This is a genomic window from Nocardioides xinjiangensis, from assembly GCF_017916455.1.
Taxonomy (GTDB): Bacteria; Actinomycetota; Actinomycetes; order Propionibacteriales; family Nocardioidaceae; genus Nocardioides; species Nocardioides xinjiangensis.
In genome coordinates this window covers 225,749-242,200 of sequence record NZ_JAFMSY010000003.1, presented here as the reverse complement: position 1 = coordinate 242,200, position 16,452 = coordinate 225,749, and the positions used below count along the sequence as shown (strand labels likewise).

10 protein-coding genes are annotated in these 16,452 nt (G+C 72.3%); 6 read left to right on the top strand and 4 right to left on the bottom strand.

Features of this window, described 5'->3' with window-relative positions; all coding sequences use genetic code 11:
- Window positions 1-137 precede the first annotated feature (137 nt).
- Window positions 138-440: a hypothetical protein gene (locus J3P38_RS14620; RefSeq protein ID WP_210440483.1), complete on the bottom strand. Its 303-nt coding sequence runs from the start codon at window positions 438-440 to the stop codon at window positions 138-140.
- A 34-nt stretch (window positions 441-474) separates the two neighbouring features.
- Entirely contained in the window at window positions 475-1,251 is a 777-nt protein-coding gene (locus J3P38_RS14615) for an enoyl-CoA hydratase/isomerase family protein (RefSeq protein ID WP_210504184.1), read from the bottom strand.
- A gap of 114 nt (window positions 1,252-1,365) precedes the next feature.
- Between J3P38_RS14615 and glgX the strand changes: the two genes are divergently transcribed.
- Entirely contained in the window at window positions 1,366-3,546 is a 2,181-nt protein-coding gene (glgX, locus tag J3P38_RS14610; RefSeq protein WP_307807929.1) for a glycogen debranching protein GlgX, read from the top strand.
- Window positions 3,547-3,552: 6 nt separating this feature from the next.
- On the opposite strand, the gene J3P38_RS14605 is transcribed toward glgX, so the two are convergent.
- Entirely contained in the window at window positions 3,553-4,044 is a 492-nt protein-coding gene (locus J3P38_RS14605) for a MarR family winged helix-turn-helix transcriptional regulator (protein WP_210504183.1), read from the bottom strand.
- 54 nt (window positions 4,045-4,098) lie between these two features.
- On the opposite strand from J3P38_RS14605, the gene J3P38_RS14600 reads away from it, so the two are divergent.
- On the top strand, window positions 4,099-4,467 hold the full coding sequence (locus tag J3P38_RS14600; RefSeq protein ID WP_210504182.1) for a hypothetical protein: 369 nt from the start codon (window positions 4,099-4,101) through the stop codon (window positions 4,465-4,467).
- Window positions 4,468-4,540: 73 nt separating this feature from the next.
- Here J3P38_RS14600 and glgP read toward each other — a convergent pair whose 3' ends face one another.
- Entirely contained in the window at window positions 4,541-7,123 is a 2,583-nt protein-coding gene (gene glgP, locus J3P38_RS14595; protein ID WP_210504181.1) for an alpha-glucan family phosphorylase, read from the bottom strand.
- Between the two features lie 151 nt (window positions 7,124-7,274).
- On the opposite strand from glgP, the gene J3P38_RS14590 reads away from it, so the two are divergent.
- The 4 genes from J3P38_RS14590 to J3P38_RS14575 all read left to right on the top strand — a co-directional run bounded on the left by J3P38_RS14590 (window position 7,275) and on the right by J3P38_RS14575 (window position 16,332).
- The gene (locus tag J3P38_RS14590; RefSeq protein WP_210504180.1) at window positions 7,275-11,081 is read left to right on the top strand and encodes a M36 family metallopeptidase; all 3,807 of its coding nucleotides are present in this window, start codon (window positions 7,275-7,277) and stop codon (window positions 11,079-11,081) included.
- Window positions 11,082-11,186: 105 nt separating this feature from the next.
- Complete coding sequence (locus tag J3P38_RS14585) at window positions 11,187-13,145, top strand: alpha-1,4-glucan--maltose-1-phosphate maltosyltransferase (protein ID WP_246850128.1); 1,959 nt, start codon at window positions 11,187-11,189, stop codon at window positions 13,143-13,145.
- Window positions 13,146-13,168: 23 nt separating this feature from the next.
- Window positions 13,169-14,911, top strand: coding sequence for a maltose alpha-D-glucosyltransferase (treS, locus tag J3P38_RS14580; RefSeq protein ID WP_210440830.1), 1,743 nt, complete (start codon window positions 13,169-13,171; stop codon window positions 14,909-14,911).
- Entirely contained in the window at window positions 14,908-16,332 is a 1,425-nt protein-coding gene (locus tag J3P38_RS14575) for a maltokinase N-terminal cap-like domain-containing protein (protein WP_210504179.1), read from the top strand. Before treS ends, J3P38_RS14575 begins: the two co-directional genes overlap by 4 nt.
- Window positions 16,333-16,452 lie beyond the last annotated feature (120 nt).

Genomic DNA, 16,452 nt, shown 5'->3' with positions numbered 1-16,452 from the left:
GATCCGGGTGTGGTCGCTCACAGTGACACTGTCACGGTCAGCTCGCGCGGAACGCACAGGTGCCTCGTCGCCGAGCGCGCCTGCGGCGGGCACCCGCGACCTCGCCGACCTGCCCCCGGCCCGTGCCGGGGCGGGACTCAGGGCTTGATGACCCGGTCGAGGATCCGACCCACGACGAGCCACGCGACGGCGCCGAGCCCCCAGTTGAACAGCGCGTTCTTCACCCTCGCCCCCTCGCCGCGGAAGTCCTTGATGCCGTCCGAGCGGGAGAAGACGTCGAGGTCGGCGAAGTCGGCCGCCCGGAGGACGACGTCCACGAGGTCGTTGGACTCGTTGGCGTCCAGCGCGATGAGCAGCGCCCCGAGCGCCAGCACCAGCGCGGCGAGCGCGCACACCAGCCAGACCACCTGCGCGAGCCTCGTCCGGATCGTCGTTGCCACAGTTCCCTCTTCCTCTCGAGCTTCTGGTCGGCCGTCAGCGACCCACGAACGTGGCCCGGCCCGGCCCGTCCTCAACGAACGAGGTGATGCCGCGGGTACGGTCCTCGGTCGCGAAGACGGCGGCGAACTGCTGGCGCTCGATCTCCAGGCCGGTGTCGAGGTCCACCTCGCTGCCCCGGTCGATGCACTCCTTCGCCGCGCGGATGGCCAGCGCGGCGGCGCCCGTGAACTGCGCGGCGTACGCCACCGCCTCCTCGAGCACCCTGTCGGCCGGGACGACCCGGTCGACGAGGCCGATGCGCAGCGCCTCGTCGGCCTTGACGAACCGGCCGGTGAAGATCAGGTCCTTCGCCCTCGCGGCGCCGACCAGGCGGGTCAGCCGCTGGGTGCCCCCGGCGCCGGGGATGATCCCGAGCAGCACCTCGGGCTGTCCGAGGACGGCGTCCTCGGCGGCGAAGCGGAGGTCGGCGGCGAGAGCGAGCTCGCAGCCACCGCCCAGGGCGTAGCCGTTGACGGCGGCCACCACGGGCTTGGGGATGCGCGCGATCGCCGTGGTCGCCGAGCTGGTGGAGGCGGAGACCTTGACCATGTCGGCGTAGGAGAAGTCGGCCATCTCCTTGACGTCGTTGCCGGCGGCGAAGACCCGCTCACCGCCCCACAGCACCACGGCGCGCACGTCGTCGCGCTCGGTGAGCTCGGCCGCGGCCTCGCGCAGGTCCGCCTGCACCTGGACGCTGATCGCGTTCATCTTCGGGCGGTCCAGCCGCAGGACGGCGACCCCGTCGGTCACGTCGATCGAGACGAACTCCATGGTGGCTCCCCTTCGGTTGCTGGTGGTGTCGCCGTCCCCGGTGTGCGGGGTGCACCCTCGCACGGCGCGTGCCGCATTGTGCCGTGCGCCGCGACCTCCACCACAATGACCCGCGTGACACCGCCGCCCGAGACGACCACCGCCTGGAAGCACGACGGCGAGACCATGCAGGTCTGGCCCGGGAGCCACTACCCGCTGGGGGCGACGTGGTCCACGGAGTCGACGAACTTCGCGGTCTACGCACCCGCCGCCGAGGCGGTGTGGGTGTGCCTGTTCGACGAGGACGGCACCGAGGTGCGGCACCGGCTCACCGAGCACTCGCTCGGCGTGTGGCACGGCGCGATCCCGGACGTCCCGCGCGGCTCCCGCTACGGCTACCGCGCGGACGGCCCCTGGGACCCGGACGCCGGCCTCCGGTTCAACCCGGCCAAGCTGCTGCTCGACCCCTACGGCAGGGCGGTCGCGGGCGACCTGGTCGTCCACGACGCGATCTTCGGCCACGACGTGGAGGACCCCGCGGCGACCAGCACCCTCGACTCCGCGCCGTACGTCCCGCGCAGCGTCGTGGTGCACGACGAGTTCGACTGGGGCGCGGACGCCTCGCCGCGGCGGCGCTGGCGCGACACCGTGATCTACGAGATGCACGTCAAGGGCATGACGGCGCTGCACGACCGCGTCCCGGAGGAGCTGCGCGGCACGTACGCCGGCCTCGCGACGCCGGCGGTGACCGACTACCTGCGCGACCTCGGGGTCACCGCGGTCGAGCTGCTGCCGGTGCACCAGTTCTTCTCCGAGCCGGCGCTCGCCGGACGGGGCCTGGTGAACTACTGGGGCTACAACTCCATGTGCTTCTTCGCCCCGCACAACGCGTACTCCTCCTCCGGCGACCGCGGCCAGCAGGTCACGGAGTTCAAGCAGATGGTCAAGGCCTTCCACGCCGCCGGGCTCGAGGTGATCCTCGACGTGGTCTACAACCACACCGCCGAGGCGGGGCCGCTCGGGCCGACGCTGAGCTTCCGCGGGCTCGACGACCTCGGCTACTACCAGCGCGTGGCGCCGGTCGAGCCGATCGGCGTGGCCGACGAGCCGGCGCGCGACACGTACTGGGACGTGACGGGGTGCGGCAACACCGTCGACGCCACCCACACCCAGAGCCTGCGGCTGATCCTCGACTCGCTGCGCTACTGGGTCACCGAGATGCACGTCGACGGCTTCCGGTTCGACCTGATGAGCGCGTTGACCCGCACCGACCAGGTCGTCGACATGGGCAGCCACCTGATCACCGCGATCGGCCAGGACCCGGTGCTGCGCCACGTCAAGCTCGTCGCCGAGCCGTGGGACGCCTCCATGGACGGCTACCGCGTCGGCCAGTTCCCGCCGCCGTGGGTGGAGTGGAACGACCAGTACCGCGACACCATGCGCGACTTCTGGCGCGGCCGGTCCGGCGGCGTCCGCACCGTCGCGACCCGCCTGGCCGGCTCGAGCGACCTGTACGCCGACGACGGCCGCTCGCCGTACGCCTCGATCAACTTCGTCACCGCCCACGACGGGTTCACGCTGCGCGACCTGGTCTCCTACGACCGCAAGCACAACGAGGCCAACGGCGAGGACAACCGCGACGGCACCGACAACAACCGGTCGTGGAACTGCGGCGTCGAGGGCGAGACCGACGACCCGGCCGTCGTCGCCGTACGCCGCCGGCAGGCCGCGAACCTGATGGCCACCCTGTGCTTCTCCAGCGGCGTCCCGATGCTGACCGCCGGCGACGAGCGGGGGCGCACCCAGCGCGGCAACAACAACGCCTACGCGCAGGACAACGAGGTGTCCTGGATCGACTGGCGCGCCGACGACGCGTGGCTCGACGTCTACGAGGTCACCAAGGCCGCGCTCCGGCTGCGCCGGGAGCACCCGGTGCTGCGCCAGCGGCACTGGTTCGAGGGACGACCCACCATCGAGGGCGGGATCAAGGACCTGCTGTGGGTGCACCCGAGCGGCCGCGAGATGTCGACCGCCGACTGGAACGACGACTCGTGCCGCACGGTCGGGATGTTCCTCAACGGATCGCCCCTCCGCTCCCCCGGCCCGCGCGGTGAGCAGGTGCGCGACAAGTCGTTCATGATCTGGCTCAACGCCGGCCCCGACGACGTCGAGCTGGTGCTGCCGGAGAACAAGTGGGTGCACCACGGCGAGGTCGTGCTGTCGACCAACGCCGACGTCGCCGTGGGCACCCCGGTCGAGGCCGGTGGCACGCTCGGCCTGCAGGCGCGGTCGGTGCTGGTGCTGCGCCAGACCTGAGTCGGGTCAGGCGGGCCGCACCTCGGCACCGGCCTCGGCACCGGCCTCGGCGGCGGCCTTGGCCGCCGCGATGACGTCCGTGAGGCGGTCGCGCAGGTCCAGCAGGTCGTCGACGTCCATGCCGAGCCGCTCCAGGATCGTGCCCGGCACCTCGAGCGCCCGTCCGCGCAGCTCCCGCCCGCGCGGCGTCAGCGCGACGGCCAGGCTTCGCTCGTCCGCACGGTTGCGGTCGCGGCGCACCAGACCGGCGGCCTCGAGGCGCTTGAGCAGCCGGGACAGGGTGCCGGCATCGAGGTCGAGCCTGCGGCTGAGCTCCGTCAGGGACAGCGGCTCCGCGCCCCACAGCGCCAGCATCACGAGGTACTGCGGGTGGGTGAGCCCCATCGGCTCCAGCACCGGGCGGTAGACCGAGACCACGGTGCGCGAGGCGACGGCCAGCGCGAAGCAGACCTGCCGCTCGAGCGCGAGGGGGTCGTCGGTTGGGGCGGTGTCCAGCATCTTGTTAGCCTAGCAACTGTTGTCGCAGCAACTGACCCGTCGAGAGGACCGTTCGTGCCCAGCAGCGTCCCCGCCCGCCGCCAGGAGAAGGGCCGCCGGCACCTGCTCGACCTCGACGCTCCGCGCCAGGTCGTCAAGGACCCCGAGCAGGACGCGCGCGACCTCGCCCGCGTGCAGCGATGGGTGATGTCGACCCTGGCCGTCACCACGGTCCTGCACCTCGTCGTCGGCCTCGTCCTGGCGGCCGTCATGCTCGACGACTCCCCCGCCTCCTCGAAGGTCGGGCTCAACGTGATCGCCGGCATCTTCGGCGCGATCGCCGTCGCGATCGCCCGCGCCATCCACGGCAGGCGCATCGCCTCGCCGTGGCTGCTGCTCGGGGTGGTCCCGACCGCGATCGGGCTGTGGCTGACGTTCTCCTGAGCTGCCCGGCCCGGGCCGCGACCGCCGCTCGCGGGTGGCCGTTCGGGCCGGGCTGCGGCACCGCAGCGAGCGGTCAGGCCGGCTGTGCCACCAGCCCGAGCTCGGCGACCGAGGCGAGCGCCTCGTTGCGCGGCACCACGCGGACCGTGTAGCCGAAGGCGCCCGACTGGTCGAGCGAGACCGTGGCGTCGAAGCGGTGACGGTTGCCGTCGTAGGACTCCCCGACCTCCATCGGCGTCGTCGAGGTGGCGGTCAGCTCGTCGTCCGAGCCGATCCGGCCGTGGACGACCTGCACCGAGACGTCGGAGGCCGACAGCGAGCCCAGCGCCACCCACGCGCGCACGGCGAGCGTCGCGCCCACCTCGGCCTGGTCGCCGACCCCCTCCGAGTCGACGTGCTCGACCCGGACGCCGTGCCAGGCCGCGCGGACGTCGGCCTTCCAGCTCGACAGGTTCCGGGCCCCCTCGTAGTCGGAGTTGAGGGTGCGCGCCGTGCGCGCCGCGGGGGCGTACAGCTCGCGGACGTAGTCGCGGACCTGGCGGGTGGCCAGCACCTTGGGGCCGAGCGACTTGAGGGTGTGGCGCACCATCTCCAGCCACCGCGGAGGGACGCCCTCGTCGTTGGTCTCGTAGAAGCGCGGCACGACCTCGTTCTCGATGAGGTCGTAGAGCGCGGCGGCCTCGAGGTCGTCACGCCGGTCGGGGTCGTCGATGCCGTCGGCCGACGGGATCGCCCAGCCGTTGTTGCCGTCGTACCACTCGTCCCACCAGCCGTCGAGGATCGAGAGGTTGAGGCCGCCGTTGAGCGCGGCCTTCATGCCGGAGGTGCCGCACGCCTCGTAGGGGCGCAGCGGGTTGTTGAGCCACACGTCGCAGCCGGGGTAGAGCGGCTGCGCCATCGCGATGTCGTAGTTGGGCAGGAACGCGATGCGGTGGCGGATCTCCGGGTCGTCGGCGAAGCGCACCATCTCCTGGATGAGCCGCTTGCCGGTCTCGTCGGCGGGGTGCGCCTTGCCGGCGATGACCAGCTGGACCGGGCGCTCGGGGTCGAGCAGCAGCTTCCTGAGCCGCGCCGGGTCGCGCAGCATGAGCGTGAGCCGCTTGTACGTCGGCACCCGGCGCGCGAAGCCGATGGTCAGGACGTCGGGGTCGAGCGCGCTGTCGATCCACGTCGTCTCCGCCGGCGCGAAGCCGCGACTCGCGGCCGACCGGCGCATCCGGTCGCGGGCGTCGTCGACGAACCGCGTGCGGAGGGTCCGCTTGAGGTCCCAGATCTCGCGGTCGCCGATCTGGTCGACCAGCGGCCACAGGGCGTCGGTGTCGTCCCCGTCGACGTCAGCGCCGCGGCTCGCCGCCAGCTCGATGACCTCGCGCGCGATCCAGGTCGGGCCGTGGACGCCGTTGGTGATCGAGGTGATGGGCACCTCGGCCTCGTCGAAGGCCGGCCACAGGCCGTTGAACATCCCGCGCGACACGTGGCCGTGCAGCTCGGAGACGCCGTTGGCGCGCTGGGCGAGCCGGAAGCCCATCACGGCCATGTTGAAGACGCCCGCGTCGCCGCCCTCGTAGTCCTCGGCACCGAGGGCGAGCACCCGGTCCACGGGCACGCCCGGGGTGGGCGAGTTGCCGCCGAAGTACTGCGAGACGAGCTCGCGCGGGAAGCGGTCGATGCCGGCGGGGACCGGCGTGTGCGTCGTGAACACGGTGCCGGCCCGGGAGACCTCGAGCGCGGTGTCGAAGTCCAGGTGCGGGCCGTCCTCGCCCACGGTGAGCTCGCGGATCCGCTCGATGCCGAGGAACCCGGCGTGCCCCTCGTTGGTGTGGAACACCTCGGGAGCCGGCGCCCCGGTGATGCGCGACCACACCCGCAGGGCGCGCACGCCGCCGACGCCGAGCAGCAGCTCCTGGCGCAGCCGGTGCTCGGAGTTGCCGCCGTAGAGCCGGTCGGTGACGTCGCGGTAGTGGGCGCTGTTGTCCTCGATGTCGGTGTCGAGCAGCAGCAGCGGCACCCGTCCGACGTGGGCGACGAGGATGCGGGCGACGAGGTCGGGGCCGTCGGGCAGCGCGATCGAGACGGTGGCGCGGCTGCCGTCCGCCTCGCGCAGCTGCGTCAGCGGCAGCTCGTCGGGGTCGAGGACCGGGTAGCTCTCCTGCTGCCAGCCGTCGCGGTCGAGCGCCTGCTTGAAGTAGCCGTGGCGGTAGAACAGCCCCACGCCGGTGAGCGGGATGCCGAGGTCGGAGGAGGCCTTCAGGTGGTCGCCGGCGAGGATGCCGAGGCCGCCGGAGTACTGCGGCAGCACCGAGGTGATGCCGAACTCGGGCGAGAAGTACGCGATCGCCCGGGGCGCGTCGTCGCCCGCCTTGCGGGCGTACCAGCGGTCCTCGGACAGGTAGCGCTGGAGGTCCGCGTGCGCGGCGTCGAGCCGGTTGCGGAAGTCGCCGTCGTCGACGAGCTCCTCGAGCCGCTCCCGGCCCACGGCACCGAGGAAGCGGACCGGGTCACCGGCCACCTCGTGCCACAGCCGCGGGTCGATCGAGGCGAACACGTCCTGGGTCGGTGGGTGCCAGGACCAGCGCAGGTTGCCGGCCAGGACGGACAGCGCACCCAGCGGCTCGGGCAGGACGGGACGGACGGTGAATCGACGGAACGCTCGCACGATCCAGCACGGTAGGGCATTTCTTGGATCGATCCAACCGGCGCCCGGTCGGCAGCGCCGGACGGGCCCCAGCCCACGGCCGGGTGGAGAGGGACGACACCCCCCGGATCGGCACGCATAACCCGCGGCCCGCTGCGGCGTTGTCGCGGGCATGACGCACCCCCGCCCCCGCTTCGGCCGCACCGCCCTCGCGGCCGTGTCGCTGCTCGCGATCTCCACCATCGCCACGATCCCCGCGCCGGCCACCGCCGAGCCCGAGACGATCACGCCGGGCCCGACCCCGCGCGACGTCCGCACGCTCGGCGACCCCGTCGCCGGCCCCGCCGACCTGGACGCCCGCGGCACCGCGGCGCCCTCCGCCCTGCAGCGCCAGGCCGTGCGGGCCCTCGGCGACGTCACGGTGCGCTGGGGCTCCCTCGGCACCCCCTCCTCGATCCTGCCCGCCGACGGCAGCCTGGGCGCGGCCCCGGGCAGCCCGGTCGACGGCGCCCGGGCGTGGCTGCGTGCACACGCCGCCGCCTTCGCGATGACCGCCGCCGACGTCGACGACCTGGTGCTGGTGAGCTCGCAGGCGTTCTCCGGCTCCGCCGCGCGGGCGGTGCTGTTCCGGCAGGACCTCGACGGACTCGCCCCGGCGCTCGGCGGGCTCGTCACGGTCGGCGTCGCCGACGGCGAGGTCGCGCACGTCTCCTCGTCCCTCGCCCGCCCGACGGGCACGGTGCCCGCGCCCGCGCTCACGCCGCTGCAGGGCTGGCTCCGCGCCGCCACGAACCTGTCCGTGGGCGTGCCCGCCGGCCAGGTCGCCGACATCACCCGGACCGTCGCGAAGGGCTGGACCCGACTCACGGTGCCGGGCTTCGCCCAGGAGCAGCAGGTACGCCTCCGCGCCCTGCCGCTGGCGGACGGGTCGGTCCGCCCGGTGCTCGAGGCCAACGTCGTCGACGTCACCGGCGGCGCCGCGCTCGCCTTCACCTCGCTGGTCGACGCGGTGACCGGCGAGGTCCTCGTCCGCCACAACAAGGTCGAGAACTTCGCCTACAACGACGTCTTCACCGGCGCGATCACGCCCACCCAGTGCGGCCCCAAGCACCCCTTCGACCTCGAGGACGCGCTGACGAGGTCGATCACCGCCGTCGCGACCGGGCTGCCCGTCGACGACTTCGTGGTGAAGATCTTCCGCGGCGACACCCTGCTCGTGGCCGGCGACCTGGCCACCAACCCGGAGGTGGCGACGTACTCCGCGGCGTCCATCCCCAGCGGCACCTACTCCGTGCAGGTGTGCCCCTTCGACGCCGCCTCGGTCATCGTCGGGCAGTACGCCGTCGCCGTGACGACCAGCGACACCGCCGCTCCCGGCACCGGCGACCTCGAGGTCAACCCGCGCTGGCGGCTGTTCCCCGCCAACCCGACCCTCGACTCCCCCGACGAGACGCCGAGCAACTCGGTCGTCGCGTGCTGGAGGCGGGACACGAGCGAGTGCGCCACGGCCCCCAGCCCGCTGGCCAACGTCGCCGCGTTCGGGCCGTGGGACACCATCGGCGCGCTGCCGACGTTCACCACGGTCGGCAACAACGCCAACACCCACGAGGCGTGGGCCAGCCCGCTGACCCCGGGCGGCCTCCTCCAGGCGCCGGTCTCCGCCGAGCGCCGCTACACCGCGGAGTTCACCGACGCCTGGAACAACAGCCGGTGCGACGTGACGCAGCTGCGGCCCGGCGGCAACGACATCGACGCCTCGGTCGGCAACCTGTTCGCCGCGCACAACCGGATGCACGACTACTCCTACTACCTCGGCTTCACCGAGGAGAACTACAACCTGCAGCTCGACAACGGCGGGCGCGGCGGGATCGGCGGCGACCAGGAGATCGGCAACGCCCAGGCCGGCGCCATCACCGGCGGCAGCCCGAGCTTCCTCGGCCGTGACAACGCCAACCAGATCACCCTCCAGGACGGCACGCCCGGCATCACCAACCAGTACCTGTTCGAGCCGATCGCGGGATCGTTCTACGCCCCCTGCACCGACGGCGGCCTCGACATGGGCATCGTCGGGCACGAGTACACCCACGCCATCACCAACCGGATGGTCGGCGGGCCCGACGAGGGGCTCACGTCCGAGCACGGCGGGGCGATGGGCGAGTCGTGGAGCGACCTCATCGCCGGCGAGTACCAGTTCTCGCACGGCTACAGCAACGGCGGCAACGTCTGGGCGGTCGGCGCCTACGCCACCGGGAACACTGAGACGGCGATCCGCGACTACTCGATCGACGACAACCCGCTGAACTTCTCCGACTACGGCTTCGACAGCACCGGTCCGGAGGTCCATGCGGACGGCGAGATCTGGAACGGCACGATGTGGGAGGTCCGTCAGGCGCTCGTCGAGAAGTACGACGCCCGCTTCCCGTACGACGACGAGGCCCTGCAGCTGGCGTGCGCGCAGGCCACGCCGAGCACCACGCCGCGCGCGGTGGAGACCTGCCCGGGCAACCGTCGGTGGGTGCAGCTGATGTTCGACTCGTTCCTGCTGCAGCAGGGCGCCACGTCGATGCTCGACGCCCGTGACGCGTTGATCGCGGCCGACCAGATGCGCTTCGGCGGGGCGAACCGAGACGTCCTCTGGGGTGCGTTCGCCCGTCGCGGCCTGGGCGTGGACGCCTCGGTGGTCGACGCCGACGACCACGAGCCGGTGCCGAGCTTCGCGTCGCCGAGCGGCCCGGTGTCGACCATCACGTTCGCGACGACTGGCCGGGCGAGGGTCTACGTCGGCGACTACGAGGCCCGGGTGACCCCCGTGGCCGACACCGACCCGAGCACCGACCTCGGCGCGAGCGCCCGCTTCGTCCCCGGCACGTACGACATGCTCGCGGTCTCGCCCGACCGCGGGTTCACCCGCTGGACGATGACGGTCCTCGCGGACGGCCGGGCCCGCACCGAGACCGTCGGCGACGTGGTCAACCTCGCCGCCTCGGCGGCGGGCGCGTCGGTCATCGGCGCCACCGACGGCTCCCTCAACGCCGAGGCGCTGATCGACGGCACCGAGGCCACGAACTGGGGCGGGGTGACCGAGGCGCAGGTCGACGAGTCGAACCCGTCGGTCGCCGTCGACCTCGCCGGCGGGCTCAGCACGGTGGACCGGGTGCAGGTCAGCGCCCACCTCACGCCCGCCCCGGAGTCCGGCACGGCGCTCCCGCTCGCCCAGGAGGACCCCGACTCGGGCTCGCGCTTCACCGCACTGCGCCAGTTCGCGCTCGAGGCGTGCACCTCCGGCTGCGGCGCGGCGGACGCCACCTGGCGGCGCTTCTACACCTCCCCCGCCGACGCCTTCCCGAGCGGGCTGCCCCGGCCGACGGCCCCGACGCTCACCATGCGGTCCTTCGACGTGCCCGACACGGAGGCGGCCGCCGTCCGGCTGGTGACGCTGGAGAACCAGTGCACCGGCCAGGAGGCCTACGCCGGGCAGCAGACCGCGAGCGCGACCGTGCCCACCGACTGCAAGTCGGGGTCGGACCGCGGCACGATCGTCCACGCCGCCGAGCTGCAGGTCTTCGGCGAGGACGCCACGCTGCCGCCGCAGCCGACCGCGCCCGGCACCGGGGGCGCGGGCGGCTCGACGGGCACCCCGGGCACCCCGGGCACCCCGGGCGCGCCCGGCACGGCGGCGGCGACGCGGCTGCGGATGATCGTCAAGCGCGCCTACCAGACCGCGCGGAAGCCGGCGCCCGTGCTGTTCCTCACCGTGCGCTCCGGCGCCGAGAAGGAGGCCGGCAGGCTCGTCGTGCGGCTCAACGGGCGCAGGTGGCGCAGCGTGGCCACCGCGGACGGCACGGCCCGCGTGCGGGTGGCGAAGAAGCACCTGCGTCCGGGTCGCAACCGCGTGCGCGTGCGGTTCGTCCCGGCCGACCCGGCGGCGTTCGCGCCCTCGCGGACCCGGCCGAGGCGGATCACCGTCGCCGAGCGCTGAGCCGCCGCGGCCGGGGCCGTCCCAAGGGGTGGCCTCGGCCGTGGCTGGCTTGCGTACGGCATGCGGGTTCGCAAGTGTGGTGCCATGGTTGGACGGATACCCGTGATGGACGTCTCCCCGGTCGTCGACCTGGGCCGCCAGGCGGCGAAGGCCACCGTCGGAGAGCCGATGCCCGTACGGGCGACGGTGTTCCGCGAGGGGCACGACCAGCTCGGCGCCGAGGTGGTCGCCACCGACCCGTCGGGCCGGAAACGCGACCCGGTGCGGATGCGTCTCGAGGGCGAGGAGCCCAACCGCTACGTCGCCCACGTCACGCCCGACGTCCCCGGCGAGTGGACCTTCGAGATCCACTCCTGGTCGGACCCGCTGGCGACCTGGCAGCACGACGCCGGCATCAAGATCCCCGCCGGCGTGGACGTCGAGCTGATGTTCACGGAGGCCCGGCTGCTGCTCGAGCGGGTCGCCGCCGGCACCGGGAGCGCCGAGCTCGACAAGGCCTCGGACGCCGTCGTCCGCAGCGCCCTGGCGGCCGCCGCCGACACGGAGCGGCCGGTGGCCGCGCGCCTGTCGGCCCTGCAGGACCCCGACCTCGACGCCATCCTGCTCGCGCACCCGCTGCGCGAGCTGCTGACGGTGACCGGGCCGTTCTCCTTCCGCGCCGACCGCACGCGCGCGCTCTACGGCTCGTGGTACGAGTTCTTCCCGCGCTCGGAGGGCGCGACGCGGGACGAGAGGACCGGCAAGGTCACCAGCGGCACGTTCCGCACCGCAGCGCAGCGCCTCGACCGCGTCGCCGAGATGGGCTTCGACGTGATCTACCTGCCGCCCATCCACCCCATCGGCGAGGTGAACCGCAAGGGCCCCAACAACACCCTCACCCCCGGCCCGGACGACACCGGCTCCCCCTGGGCGATCGGCAGCAAGGACGGCGGGCACGACGCCATCCACCCCGACCTCGGCACCTTCGAGGACTTCGACGCCTTCGTGGCGCGCGCCGGCGAGCTCGGCCTCGAGGTGGCCCTCGACCTGGCCCTGCAGGCGGCGCCCGACCACCCCTGGGTCACCACGCACCCGCAGTTCTTCACCACCCGCGCCGACGGCACGATCGCGTACGCCGAGAACCCGCCGAAGAAGTACCAGGACATCTACCCGATCAACTTCGACAACGACCCGGCCGGCATCTGCCGCGAGGTGCTGCGCATCGTCAAGCTGTGGATGTCGCACGGGGTGCGGATCTTCCGCGTGGACAACCCGCATACCAAGCCGCTGGCGTTCTGGGAGTGGCTGCTGGCGGAGGTGCGGCGCACCGACCCCGACGTGGTCTTCCTGTCGGAGGCCTTCACCAAGCCGGCGATGATGCACGCCCTCGGCGCGGTCGGCTTCCACCAGAGCTACACCTACTTCACCTGGCGCACTGCCAAGCGCGAGATCGAGGAGTACCTGGTGGAGGTCTCCTCGCAGTCCGACCACCTGATGCGGCCGAACTTCTTCGTCAACACCCCCGACATCCTGCACGCCTACCTGCAGTACGGCGGACCGGCGGCGTTCAAGGTCCGCGCGGCGCTGGCCGCGACCGGGTCGCCGAGCTGGGGCGTCTACGCCGGCTACGAGCTCTTCGAGCACGTCGCGGTGAAGCCGGGGTCGGAGGAGTACCTGGACTCCGAGAAGTACCAGATCCGCATCCGCGACTGGGCCCGGCGTGACGCCGAGGGCACCACGCTGGCGCCCTACCTCACCCGGCTCAACGAGATCCGGCGGCAGCACCCGGCGCTCCAGCTGCTGCGCAACGTCACCATCCACTGGTCCGACGACGACCAGGTGCTGGTGTTCTCGAAGAGGCACGAGGACGACGTCGTCATCACCGTCATCAACCTCGACCCGCACGGCACCCGCGAGACGATGGTCCACCTCGACATGCGGGCCCTCGGGCTCGGCGACCTCGACTCCTTCGTCGCCCACGACGAGATCACCGGGGAGGACTGGAGCTGGTCGCAGCACAACTACGTCCGCCTCGACCCCGGCCACGAGCCCGCCCACGTCATCACGGTCAGGAGGACCCGTTGACCGACCATCCCACGTCCGGTCAGATGCCCGCCGATGCAGGAGCCGCGACAGCGGTGCTCAACGCCGAGCCCGAGTGGTTCCGAACGGCGGTCTTCTACGAGGTGCTGGTGAGGTCGTTCCGGGACTCCAACGGTGACGGCACGGGCGACTTCAAGGGGCTCATCGAGAAGCTCGACTACCTCGAGTGGCTCGGTGTCGACTGCCTGTGGATCCCGCCGTTCTTCACCTCGCCGCTGCGCGACGGCGGCTACGACGTCGCCGACTACAACAACATCCTCCCCGAGTGCGGGACCGTCGACGACTTCCACGAGTTCATCGACGCCTGCCACCAGCGCGGCATCCGCGTGATCATCGACTTCGTCATGAACCACACCAGCGACGCGCACCCGTGGTTCCAGGCCAGCCGCAGCGACCCGGACGGGCCCTACGGCGACTTCTACGTGTGGTCCGACACCGACGAGCTCTACGAGGAGGCCCGTGTCATCTTCGTGGACACCGAGCCGTCGAACTGGACGTGGGACCCGGTGCGCCAGCAGTACTTCTGGCACCGGTTCTTCCACCACCAGCCGGACCTGAACTTCGACAACCCCAAGGTCCACGACGCGATGCTCGAGTCGATGGCCTTCTGGCTCGACATGGGCCTCGACGGCTTCCGCCTCGACGCCGTGCCCTACCTCTACGAGCGTCCCGGCACCAACGGCGAGAACCTCAAGGAGACGCACGACTTCCTGAAGAAGGTCCGCCGGTTCGTCGACGACAACTACCCGGGCCGGGTGCTGCTCTGCGAGGCCAACCAGTGGCCCGCCGACGTGGTCGAGTACTTCGGCCCGGAGCAGACCGCCGACGGCCGCTGGGTCGGCACCGAGTGCCACATGGCGTTCCACTTCCCGGTCATGCCGCGCATCTTCATGGCCGTCCGCCGCGAGTCCCGGTTCCCGATCTCGGAGATCCTCGAGCAGACGCCCGCCATCCCCGAGGGCTGCCAGTGGGGCATCTTCCTGCGCAACCACGACGAGCTCACCCTCGAGATGGTCACCGACGAGGACCGCGACTACATGTGGTCGGAGTACGCCCACGACCCCCGGATGAAGGCGAACATCGGCATCCGCCGCCGCCTGGCCCCGCTGCTGGACAACGACGTCAACCGGATGGAGCTGTTCACCGCGCTCCTGCTGTCGCTGCCCGGGTCGCCGGTGCTCTACTACGGCGACGAGATCGGCATGGGCGACAACATCTGGCTCGGTGACCGCGACGGCGTGCGCACGCCGATGCAGTGGACGCCCGACCGCAACGCGGGCTTCTCCTCCGCCACCCCGGGCAAGCTGCACCTGCCCGCGATCCAGGACCCGGTCTACGGCTACCAGTCCGTCAACGTCGAGGCCCAGCTGGAGAACACCTCCTCGCTGCTGCACTGGACGCGGCGGCTCGTGCACGCACGACGCCGCCACCCGGCGTTCGGCCTCGGCGAGTTCACCGACCTCGGCGGCTCGAACCCCAGCGTGCTGTCCTACATCCGCGAGCACTCGCCCGCGGGAGGCGGGGCCGAGGGACGCGACGTGATCCTCTGCGTCAACAACCTGTCCCGCTTCCCCCAGCCGGTCGAGCTCGACCTGCGGCACTGGGAGGGCATGGTCCCCGTCGAGCTCCTCGGCGGGGTGCCGTTCCCCAAGGTCGGCGAGCTGCCCTACCTGCTGACGCTCGGCGGCTACGGGTTCCTCTGGCTCCGGCTGACCGACCCGACGACGACGACGGGGGTGGAGGGATGAGCGCCCCGACCGAGGTGCTGACCCAGTGGATCGGCGAGGCCCGCTGGTTCGGCGGCAAGGGCCGTGAGTGGACGCTCGCCGGCGTCCGCCGGGTCGGCGAGCTGCCCGACGCCCCGCCGGGTGTCCGCGTCGTGGTGGAGCTCGCCGAGGTGGCCTACGCCCCGAGTGGCGAGGACCAGGCGGCGGAGTCCGAGCTCTACCAGCTTCCGCTCGCCTACTACGCCGAGCCGCAGGAGCGGCTCGCGCACGCCCTCGTCGGCGAGTGGGACGACGAGGACTTCGGGCACGCGTTCGTCTACGACGCCGTCCACGACCGCGAGTCGATGGCGCTGTGGCTGCGGGCCTTCGCCGCTCCCCCGACCAGCACCGCGCGCGGGTTGCTCCACTTCCACCGCCTGCCCGGGCACGAGCTCGACCTGGAGGCCCACTCGACCCTCTTCAGCGGCGAGCAGTCGAACTCCTCGGTCGCCTTCGGCGAGGACGCGCTGATGAAGGTGTTCCGCAAGGTGACCCCCGGCGTGAACCCCGACATCGCGATCCACCAGGTCCTCACCGAGGCGGAGTCCACCCACGTCGCCTCGCTCTACGGCTGGCTCGACCTCGTCGACGACGAGCTCGGAGGGACGGACTCCACGATCCAGCTCGCCATGCTGCAGCAGTTCCTGCGCACCGCCAGCGACGGCTGGGACCTGGCGCTGGCCAGCGTCCGGAACCTCTTCGCCGAGGCCGACCTCCACGCCGACGAGGTCGGCGGGGACTTCGCGGGCGAGGCGGCGCGGCTCGGCGTGGCCCTGGCGGAGGTGCACGCCGACCTCGCGGCCCACTTCCCGGTCGAGCGGCGCGATGCCGCCGCCGTCGCCGGTCTCGCCTCCGCCATGGAGCAGCGGCTGAGCGAGGCGCTCGAGGTGGTGCCGGACCTCGCCGCGCACGAGGCGCGGCTGCGCGAGACGTACGCCCGGCTACGGGCGCTCGACGCGATCGAGGTGCAGCAGGTGCACGGTGACCTGCACCTCGGCCAGACCCTGCGGACCTCCAAGGGCTGGAAGATCGTCGACTTCGAGGGCGAGCCGGCCAAGCCGCTGGCCGAGCGGCTGAGGCCCGACTCCGTGTGGCGCGACGTCGCCGGGATGATCCGCTCCTTCGACTACGCGCCGCGCGTCGTCGCGCTGACCGGGGGCGGCGTCGACAGCGGTGGCGAGGCCGAGCAGCGCGCCTACCGCGCCGGCGAGTGGTCGGCGCGCAACCGCGCCGCCTTCCTCGACGCCTACACCACGCAACGCGGCTGGGACCTCGACCGCACGGCCGCCACGCTGCTCGACGCCTACGTCGCGGACAAGGTCGTCTACGAAGCCGTCTACGAAGCGCGCAACCGGCCGGGATGGCTCTCCATCCCGCTGGCCGCCCTGAAAGGGACCCAGTGACTGAGAAGAAGCACAGGAAGGGGCGGCGCACCGCCACCGTCCAGCAGGCGCCCGTCCAGCAGGCGCCCGTCGAGCAGGCAGCCGTGGAGCAGGCGCCCGTCGAGCAGGCGCCCGTCCAGC